This is a genomic window from Mucilaginibacter sp., from assembly GCF_039207105.1.
Classification (GTDB): domain Bacteria; phylum Bacteroidota; class Bacteroidia; order Sphingobacteriales; family Sphingobacteriaceae; genus Mucilaginibacter.
On record NZ_JBCECK010000197.1, the window covers coordinates 1 to 7,947 of the forward strand.

The following is a 7,947-nucleotide window of genomic DNA, read 5'->3' on the forward strand; positions in this document are numbered from 1 at the left end:
ACGACCGGTATGAAATAAAAGGCGACTCACTAAACATGAGCCCGAGCGGACCCATAATATGTATTGAAGGCTGTATTATGCAGTTTGTTAAAGACTAAAAACTGGATAACTTTCTGACTTCCGGTCTTCTCTGACTTTCCGACTAAATTCCCTAACTTCACCGCCCGAAATCATATCTATTCAATTTATGAAATTATTAGAAGGAAAAACAGCGCTTATAACTGGTGCTTCAAAAGGTATAGGACGTAAAATAGCAGAAAAATTTGCCGAACACGGCGCCAACGTTGCATTTACCTACTTGTCATCGGTAGAAAAAGGCCAGGCTTTGGAGCAGGAACTGCAAAGCCTTGGTACCAAGGTAAAAGGCTACCGTTCTGATGCGTCAAAATTTGACGAAGCCGAAAAACTGATCAACGACGTAGTGGCCGATTTTGGCACTTTGCATATTGTAGTAAACAACGCGGGCATTACCAAAGATGGCCTGCTGATGCGAATGACAGAGGAACAATGGGATTCTGTTTTGGAAGTTAACCTGAAATCAATCTTCAATGTTACCAAAGCAGCATCAAAAGTAATGATAAAAAACCGCCAGGGCGTATTCATTAATATGAGTTCGGTAGTTGGCATACAGGGCAATGCCGGGCAGGCCAATTACGCGGCTTCAAAAGCGGGTATCATCGGTTTCTCTAAATCGGTGGCTAAAGAGCTTGGTTCACGTAACATTCGTACCAATGTGGTTGCTCCGGGTTTTATTAAAACCGAGATGACCGAGGTATTAGATCCTAAAGTAGTTGAAGGCTGGGCAGCCGCTATTCCATTGAAACGTTTGGGCGAATCTGAAGACATAGCTAACACCTGCGTTTTCCTGGCATCAGACATGGCCACCTATATTACCGGACAGGTAATATCTGTTGATGGCGGAATGGTTTAATTGTAAGTCAAAACTCAAAAGTAAAAAGTCAAAACCCACCGCACGCGTCACCCTGAACTTGTTTCAGGATCTCTCGGGACAAGTAGTTTTCCTGCTGCGACTCTTGCAGATGAGATGCCGAAGTAAATTCGGCATAACGGAATATATTTTAAAATGGCCGGCTATAGCTGGCCATTGTTGTTTTGTATCAATTATAAAACGAATAAACTTATTGGCCTCCTATTTCACAATAATTTCGCATTTTGCAGGTGAACGTAAAACGTATTACGTAATATTTACATTGTAAAAATGTTTTCAATAACCTGGGGATCAGTTTCTGGATGGTGGGTGCCTGTATGCCTTATATTAGGTATACTTTATGCCTGGCTTTTATACCGCCAGCCGGTAAACCTGGGTAAATACTTTAGGTTAGGGTTGGCCTGTATCAGGGCTTTGGTAGTTTTCCTGATCGCCCTGTTATTGGTTTCGCCACTGGTAAAATCGGTAAAGTACTCACCTCAAAAACCTTTGGTATTAATTACGCAGGATAACTCCTTGTCTGTAAATACTTTTAAGGCTCCAGGTTTTAACGCAGATAAGTTTGTTGGTGATTTGGCTAAATTAAAACAGGAACTGGGCGATGAATACGACGTGCAGGAATTTAACTTCAGTAAAGATCTCAGCAATGGCCTTTCATCTACATTCAATGGTAGGCAAACCGATATATCCAACACCCTGCTCCAGCTTAACAACCGCTTTGTAAACCAAAACATTGGCGCGCTTATTTTAGCTACCGATGGTTTGTATAATCAGGGTAACGACCCGCAGTATGCCGCTAAAAATATCAAAACCAGTATTTACACCATTGCTCTGGGAGATACCACCGCCAAACGCGATTTGTTGATCGGCAATATAAATTATAATAAAACAGCTTTTTTAGGTAACGATTTTGAGATCGAGGTTTTAGCCGAAGCCTACCAAAGCAAGAGCGAAAATTTACGCCTCACAGTAACTACCGATGGTCGGCAGGTTTTTACCCAAACCATCCCTGTAACATCTGCTGATTTTAAAAAGGTGATACCTATTAAACTTACTGCCGATAAAAAAGGCTTGCGCAAGTATACCATCAGTATAGATCAGGTAAAAAATGAGCTATCAACCCAAAACAATACAGAAACTATTTATATAGATGTGCTGGATGCCCGCCAAAAAGTTTTGGTGTTGTATCAAAGCCCTCATCCGGATATTACCGTTATTAAACAAGCTATTGAAACCAATAAAAACTTTGAGGTAAAAACCAGTCTGCTGGCTGACTTACCCAGCATTAAACTGGCCGATTATAGCCTGATCGTTCTTTACCAGATCCCTGTTGATATTTCAGCACCATTAAAAAGCTTTATAAGCAAAAGTAAGACACCGCTTTGGTATATATTGGGTTCGCAAACCGATCTGCAAGCTTTCAATGCGGAGCAAAATAATGTTAAGATCAGTGCGGGACGTTCAGAATCGCAGGAGGTGTTTGCCCTGCCTGATGCAGGCTTTGCCGCTTTTACCCTATCCGACTCATCGCGCAAAAAAATCATGACGTTGCCTCCCCTGCTTGCCCCATTTGGCAGCTACGGCATATCAACCAATACCAGTGTTTTACTCAAACAAAAAATAGGTGCGGTTACTACAACTTATCCCTTACTGGCTTTTGCCGATGATGCCGGTCGCCGTTTAGGTGTATTAACCGCCGAAGGGCTTTGGCGCTGGCAACTGGCCGAATATCAAAACTATGGCAACCGCAATTCTACCGACGAATTGTTGAGCCAAACAGTACAATATTTAACTGCAAATGCCAACCGTCAGCGTTTCCGGGTATACCCTGCCCGCAATGTTTTTGACGAGGGCGAAAATGTGATACTCAACGCTGAATTATATAATGATGCACTGGAACTGATTAACACACCTGATGTTAAGATAGATCTGAAAAACGCGACAGGAAAAAATTACAGTTTCCTGTTTAGCCGCAACGGACAAAGCTATGAGCTTGATGCCGGCACTCTTCCTGTTGGTGAATATAGTTACACCGCCACAACTCAAAACGGTAAACAACAGTTTAAAGCCACCGGGCTATTGACCGTCAAGCCGCTCAATCTGGAAACCCGGCAAAGTGCAGCCAACCATGCCCTGCTCAACACCATAGCCAAACAAAGCGGCGGCCAAATGTTATACCCTGCACAGCTTAACCAACTTGCAGCCATGATCCGCAAGAATGATAACATCAAAACTGTGGTTTACGAAGACAAACACTACAACGACATCATTGATGTAAAATGGGTATTCGTTCTCATCCTGTTATTACTCACCGGAGAGTGGTTTTTAAGAAAACGCGAAGGGGAGGTGTAAAAAGCTTCTGAATTAAACATTATATATCTAAATAAGCCTATGTCGGCTACATCACAAACTTTAGAAAAACATAAACTACATGGCTTAGACCACCTGAGGGCCTTAGCCATAACCTATGTTTTATTATTTCACTATCAATTATTTGATCACCCGGATTGGGTAAACAGTGTAGGCAGTTTTGGATGGACGGGTGTTGATCTGTTTTTTGTTTTAAGTGGTTTTTTGATTGCCGGGCAGCTTTTTAATACCATAAAAAAGGGAAATCCAATTTCTTTGAGGGAGTTTTTTGCTAAGCGCTTTTTCCGGATCATCCCACCTTACCTGGTTATACTTTTTTTGTATACATTTATTCCTTTTTTGCGTGAACGGGAGCATTTAGCTGCGCTATGGAAATACCTAACCTTCACACTTAATTTTGGTTTGGATTTAAAAACAACCGGCACATTTACCCATGCATGGTCGCTATGTGTGGAAGAACAGTTCTATTTAATATTGCCATTATCCTTTTTACTGTTAAACTATTTTAAAGCCGGCAAAAAAGCTGTTTACATCCTTGCGGCCTTATTCATTTTGGGTTTTTTTTTCAGATATGCAAGCTGGCATTATTGGGTTGAACCTCAATCATCATCAGAACATTTTGGAGCTATATGGACCAAATTCATCTACTACCCTACTTACAGCAGATTAGATGGATTGCTGGTCGGTGTCAGCATTGCAGGAGCCTATACTTTTTATCCGCAGGTAAAAGAAACAATAAATAGGTACAGCAATATACTGATGCTCCTGGGGCTGATAATTTTAATAGCCGCATGGTTTGTTTGTACCCCTGAAGATACTTTTATAACAGCCATATGGGGTTTCCCGCTGATTGCTTTAGGATACGGAATAATTGTGGCCGCCATAGTATGCCCTTCTAATTTCTTTTATAAACTCAAATCAGCTATTACTGATCAACTGGCAACCCTGTCTTATGGCTTATACCTCTCTCATAAATTACTAATTCATCTTAGCCAAAACCTGCTCTATAAGGTCGGGATCGAAAAAAACAGCAATCTCATGATGGCTTGTTGTTTCGACATCGCAATAGTAGGCGCTCTATTTTTAAGGTTCACTGTTGAAAAACCTTCATTAAAAATTCGGGACAAAATATTACAAAAATGGAAACAAGATAAATTATCGGAACCTGTAGCAGTAAGTATATAACTCCTTTTTTTAATCACAAAAAAAGCGATAAGTTAACCCATCGCTTTTCAATATCTTGTTTCCTGACTCTAAATTCTTGATTCTTCTCAAAAGTCTACTTGTCCTTCTTCTCGTGTACTATTACAAAAACATCTTCATTATCTTTTTTCATGAGATATTTTTCACGGGCAAATTTCTCCAGTTGCTTGGGGTTCGAAGTTAGTTCATTAAGTTCTTTGTTAACCTCATCAGTTTGAGTTTTGTAAAAATCGCGTTCGGCTTTAAGCTTATTCACCTGGCGGCGATACTCATATTGCGAGAACAGATCGTTCCGGTCAAAGAATATCATCCACACTAAAAAAGCCAGGGTAACCAAAAAAAATTTGTTTTTTAAAAGGTCAATAAGGCGTTTCATTGATATGGGCTCTTTGAATTTCATTTAAAGCTATTTAATTTTTTTGAGAGGCACAAATATGCTTATTAACTTATTAACAATAAAGTTTCGACTGAAATAAAAAACACACCCCGGCAACAAATAATGTTGCCGCGTGTGTTTTAAACATGTTGCAATTATATTTAATCTTTATTCATTAGTATTGGCCACAACCTCTGCATTCAACAATTCAAGGGCATAACTAACACATAAATCAAGTGAATTATAAGTACTCATTTCATGATTTAGCCTGATTACATTATTTTTATATACTTCATTGCTCATCACCTCTTCCGCGGCATTACGTATTGCTTCTGGTTCTGGCACTTCGGTATTCAGATTAATACCATAATTAAAATGGCCTATACGTGCGCAAATTTCACTTTTGCCCTCATGTACACCGGCAGCTACCATAGGCAATTTATTGCTTACACTTAATAGTGTACCACCATACCCTCCATTAGTAACATATACACTGGCATATGGCATTACCTCATTAAAAGGTATATAATCTTCAATAATAATGTTTTTTGATGTGCTGTATTTTTTCTGAAGTTCTACAGTATTGCTGCCTGCTGTAGTAGCTATTACCAACACATCGGTATCTTTGAATGCTTCAAGTGTAGGTTCTGTTAATTTTGCAGTATCTTTTTCAACAGTACCCTGAGTTACTAATACAATTTTTTTGTATTGATTAACCCGTTCATCAAACCAGGGAGCCTGCTTTTGCGTTTCAGCCTGGTATGGTAACAGGGCACCTATAAAGCGCACATTACTACCTATATCGCTGCGTTGGTATTCAAATCCTGGTGTACCTATTTGCAGATATAAACTTGCATGTTTGATAAGCAGATCCGGAAATAATGACCTTTCATGTTCAATACCATGCTCGTTCAGGATACCATCATATATATCAACAGATTGCTTAAACAGTACATTCACGGCCAGATCATTCAATTTAGCATATTCGGCATGTGTTTCATTGCTTGTTGCAGGCGGCAAAGCCATACCGTAGGGACCAAGATCAACAGATTTTTCTGCCAACGGAACTATACCTATTGATAATACTGGGATATTCATTTTAGCCCTTACAAATGGGATAACAGTAAACACACTTTCTGCTATCATCAAATCGAAAGGAAAATCCTCATATATATCCAGTATATCAGCATAATATTCTGGCGATCGATTAATAAAAATGTTAATAAAATCGAAGTTCAGTTTTTCAATCGGATCGGTGATCTGTCCTCTTCCCTTATAATTATCCAGGTCTGGATATTCACGCATGAGATCAACCGTTTTGTTGTACGGATAAAGCGGTATGTTTAATTTTTTTAATTTTTCTGCAAAAATATCAGATGTAAACCAGCGTACATCGCAACCGGCCTCTTGTAAATATTTTGCTAATCCTGTAAGTGGATTAAAATGACCGTCGGCTGCAGCTGAAGCAAATAAGATTTTCTTTCCTGCTAATTGTTCTTTGATTTGTTTTTCCATGATGAGAGCTTTTTTGACCAGTGTCATTTGCACTGGTACTACAAAAATGCTATCACAGCTCCTGGCTTTCTATCCCCAAAAACGGGGATAAACATTAACCAAAATCACCCATACATATTAAAGTACATAAAACAAAAGAGCAATATCGTATGGATATTGCTCTTTTGTTTTATTATCTGAATAGCTGTTAATGCCTGGTTCCACCTGATGAGCGTTTTGCACCACTCATGCCACTGTTGCCACCAGACTTGCTTCCGCCGCCAGAGCGTTTGTCGCCAGATCGGTTACCGCCCGGTTTACCACCACGTCTGTGACCTCCGCCGCCTCTGCCAGACGGTGAGCTTTTACGCAAATTGGCATTAGCCGTCCCTTTTTTAGCGTTCATACCGGCTGCTATAGCAACCGGGCTAAGCGGATAAGGATGTGCATCTTCTACCGGGATCTCTTTGGCTATCAGTTTATGTATATCTTTCAGAAACTCTATCTCATCTTCATCACAAAAAGAAAGGGCTATACCGTTTGCACCTGCCCGGCCTGTACGGCCAATGCGGTGTACATAAGTTTCGGGGATGTTAGGTATCTCGTAATTAATAACGTGGGTAAGCTCATCAATATCAATACCACGGGCTGCTATATCTGTAGCTATTAAAACACGGGTAGTTCGGTTTTTAAAGTTAGTTAAAGCCCGCTGACGCGCATTTTGCGATTTATTACCGTGGATAGCTTCGGCCGTAATACCAACTCGGTTCAGATCTTTCACTACCCTATCCGCGCCATGTTTGGTACGGGTAAATACCAGCACGGTTTTAATGTTCTTATCTTTTAATATATGAATCAGTAACGATTTCTTATCGTTCTTATCTACATAAAAAAGCGATTGCTGTATAGTATCGGCTGTTGATGATACCGGGGTAACTTCAACCTTTTCCGGATTGGTTAATATGGTATCGGCCAGCTGCTGTATCTCTTTAGGCATAGTAGCCGAAAAAAACAGGGTTTGCCTTTTTGCAGGTACTTTGGATATGATCTTTTTAACATCGTGAACAAAGCCCATATCCAGCATGCGGTCGGCCTCGTCAAGCACCAGCATTTTAACATGGTCCAGGTGTACAAAACGCTGGTTCATCAAATCAAGCAAACGGCCCGGGGTTGCTATCAAAATATCCACGCCGCGCCTTAAGGCATCAACTTGTGGATTTTGAGATACACCACCAAAAATAACCAGATTTTTTAAGCCTGTATGTTTACCATAAGCCGTAAAACTATCGCCAATTTGTATGGCCAGCTCGCGGGTTGGGGTTAATATAAGCGCTTTGATGGTCTTCTGTTCTTTGTGTGCTATCCTGTCCTGGTGCAGTAAATGCAAAATAGGTAAAGCGAAGGCGGCCGTTTTACCGGTACCTGTTTGCGCGCAACCCAGTAAATCCTGGTGTTTTAATATGATAGGGATGGCTTGCGCCTGTATTGGTGTAGGTGTGGTATATCCCTCAGTTTTTAAGGCCTTGAGTAAGGGCTCAATTAATTTTAAATTTTC

6 protein-coding genes are annotated in these 7,947 nt (G+C 40.4%); 3 read left to right on the top strand and 3 right to left on the bottom strand.

What is annotated here, in order from left to right; all coding sequences use genetic code 11:
- Window positions 1-187: 187 nt before the first annotated feature.
- The 3 genes from fabG (at window position 188) to AAGC65_RS23360 (ending at window position 4,504) form a co-directional block, all read left to right on the top strand.
- A complete protein-coding gene (fabG, locus tag AAGC65_RS23350; protein WP_343114880.1) occupies window positions 188-931 on the top strand; it encodes a 3-oxoacyl-[acyl-carrier-protein] reductase in 744 nt (247 codons plus the stop codon).
- A 288-nt stretch (window positions 932-1,219) separates the two neighbouring features.
- The gene (locus AAGC65_RS23355) at window positions 1,220-3,301 is read left to right on the top strand and encodes a hypothetical protein (RefSeq protein ID WP_343114881.1); all 2,082 of its coding nucleotides are present in this window, start codon (window positions 1,220-1,222) and stop codon (window positions 3,299-3,301) included.
- Window positions 3,302-3,340: 39 nt separating this feature from the next.
- Window positions 3,341-4,504 (top strand): acyltransferase, encoded by a 1,164-nt coding sequence (locus tag AAGC65_RS23360; RefSeq protein WP_343114882.1) that lies wholly within the window; start codon window positions 3,341-3,343, stop codon window positions 4,502-4,504.
- 94 nt (window positions 4,505-4,598) lie between these two features.
- Here AAGC65_RS23360 and AAGC65_RS23365 read toward each other — a convergent pair whose 3' ends face one another.
- The 3 genes from AAGC65_RS23365 to AAGC65_RS23375 all read right to left on the bottom strand — a co-directional run.
- The gene (locus tag AAGC65_RS23365) at window positions 4,599-4,922 is read right to left on the bottom strand and encodes a septum formation initiator family protein (protein ID WP_343114883.1); all 324 of its coding nucleotides are present in this window, start codon (window positions 4,920-4,922) and stop codon (window positions 4,599-4,601) included.
- A gap of 144 nt (window positions 4,923-5,066) precedes the next feature.
- Window positions 5,067-6,413 carry a glycosyltransferase gene (locus tag AAGC65_RS23370; protein WP_343114884.1) on the bottom strand — a complete coding sequence of 449 codons (1,347 nt, stop codon included), beginning with the start codon at window positions 6,411-6,413 and terminating at the stop codon, window positions 5,067-5,069.
- 187 nt (window positions 6,414-6,600) lie between these two features.
- The coding region (locus tag AAGC65_RS23375) for a DEAD/DEAH box helicase (protein ID WP_343114885.1) at window positions 6,601-7,947 on the bottom strand (1,347 nt) is incomplete at its 5' end.

Excerpts from the sequence above, each read along its gene's own strand:
- AAGC65_RS23360 (WP_343114882.1), top strand. The coding sequence starts at position 3,341 with ATGTCGGCTACATCACAAACTTTAGAAAAACATAAACTACATGGCTTA.
- fabG (WP_343114880.1), top strand. The coding sequence starts at position 188 with ATGAAATTATTAGAAGGAAAAACAGCGCTTATAACTGGTGCTTCAAAA.
- AAGC65_RS23370 (WP_343114884.1), bottom strand. The coding sequence starts at position 6,413 with ATGGAAAAACAAATCAAAGAACAATTAGCAGGAAAGAAAATCTTATTT.
- AAGC65_RS23365 (WP_343114883.1), bottom strand. The coding sequence starts at position 4,922 with ATGAAATTCAAAGAGCCCATATCAATGAAACGCCTTATTGACCTTTTA.
- AAGC65_RS23355 (WP_343114881.1), top strand. The coding sequence starts at position 1,220 with ATGTTTTCAATAACCTGGGGATCAGTTTCTGGATGGTGGGTGCCTGTA.